Here is a 1,715-nt window from a genome sequence, read left to right as displayed (position 1 = left end):
CTTCAACGCCCCCCCCCGGCTTCCCGGGAGTTGGGCGAGCAGGCCGACGAACTTCCCCGCTGCGGCGAGCTCTCCCCCGTACGCCGCGTGCCCGATCAGAGGGTGACGATGCCGCCGAGTAGGACCGTACGGGTGGAAATCGACGAACCGAGGTGGTTGGCGCTGGTCAGGGGGCTGGACAGGGGGTTGGACGGAGCTTCAGGTTCGGCTCAGGTTGGTGCGGGAGGTTGGCCCGTATGCACGGACACCGCCCCCGCACCCCCGAAGCCGACCGCAGCCGCCGCTGGTTCATGAACAAGGCGCTGCTCGCCGGCGGAGTCGCCGCCGTCGCGACCATGACCGGCTGTTCGTCGGACGCCTCCGACACCGCCACCGCGTCCTCGTCCTCCGGCGCCCCAAGCGGCGCCCCCTCGGGCGGCCCCGGCGGTGGCATGCCCACCGGCGTGATGCCTTCCGGCGGGCCCGGGGGAGGGGGCAGCGGGATGGGTCCCGGGCAGAGCGAGGTCAAGTACGCCGATTTCAAAGGCGTTTCGACCGACGGCGAGATCACCGACGGGCTCTACTCGATCCACTCCACCGACGTCTCCACGGACGGGATCGTCAAGGCCGCGCAGGCCTTCCTCGACGGGCTCGGCTCCAAGGAACGCAAGTCCTGCACGTTCGACGTCGACAACGACGAGTGGCTGGCCTGGAGCAACGTTGACGGGTACCAGCGCAAGGGCGTCCGCATGGGCGACATCACCGCCGCGAAGCGCGACCTCGGTTACGCGCTGCTCGGCGCCGCCCTGTCCGCCGACGGGCTCACCCAGACCCGCGACATCATGAAGCTCAACGCCTTCCTCGGCGACTACAGCGGCGGCAACCGGGAGACGCTCACGGAGGGCGCGTACTTCTTCACCTTCATGGGGACGCCGTCCACCACCAAGCCGTGGGGCTTCCAGTACGAGGGCCACCACGTGGCCATCAACTACTTCGTGCTCGGCGACCAGGTCGTCATGACCCCGACCTTCATGGGGTCCGAGCCGACCTCCGCCACCTACAAGGGCGAGAAGATCACCCTCTTCAAGACCGAGACCAAGGCCGGTCTCACCCTCCTGCGTTCGCTCACCGCCGCCCAGCGCGCCAAGGCGATCTCCAGCGGCAAGAAGTCCGGCGACGACATGAAAGGCGGGGCCGGGCAGGACAACGCCGAGCTCGCCTACCAGGGCCTGGTCGCCAAGGACTTCACCAGCGCCCAGCGCCGGCACCTTCTCGACCTGGTGCGCGTCTACGTCGGCAACATGAACGACGGCCATGCCGAGGTGAAGATGTCGGAGGTCGAGGACCACCTCGACTCGACCTACTTCTCCTGGATGGGCGAGACCAAGGACTCCTCCGCCTTCTACTACCGCGTGCACAGCCCGGTCGTCCTCATCGAGTACGACGCCCAGTCCCCGCTGGCGTACGGAACCAAGGGCGGAATGGGCGGACCCAACGGCACCCCCACCCAGCAGCACATCCACACCATCATCCGCACCCCCAACGGCGGCGACTACGGCGTGGACCTGCTGAAGCTGCACCTGGAGAACGACCACTGAGGTCGGTGTCAACGGCCAGTGACATATGTCCATTTGGCCCTTATGGGCTAAGAAGCCGCTTTCGATTCCTCATCACCCTGATCTGGCTGATATGAAACCCCTTGGCCGAAAGAGCAAGATCAGGGGTGGGTGTGGGGA

1 protein-coding gene is annotated in these 1,715 nt (G+C 67.1%); it reads left to right on the top strand.

What is annotated here, in order from left to right; translation table 11 throughout:
* The first annotated feature begins 236 nt into the window (after nucleotides 1–236).
* Nucleotides 237–1,577 (top strand): DUF3500 domain-containing protein, encoded by a 1,341-nt coding sequence (locus tag AC31A1_RS50995; RefSeq protein ID WP_489659844.1) that lies wholly within the window; start codon nucleotides 237–239, stop codon nucleotides 1,575–1,577.
* The last annotated feature ends 138 nt before the right edge of the window (nucleotides 1,578–1,715 follow it).

The sequence above is a fragment of the Streptomyces sp. P5F9 genome (assembly GCF_057961495.1).
This window is presented reverse-complemented; position numbering and strand designations above follow the sequence as displayed.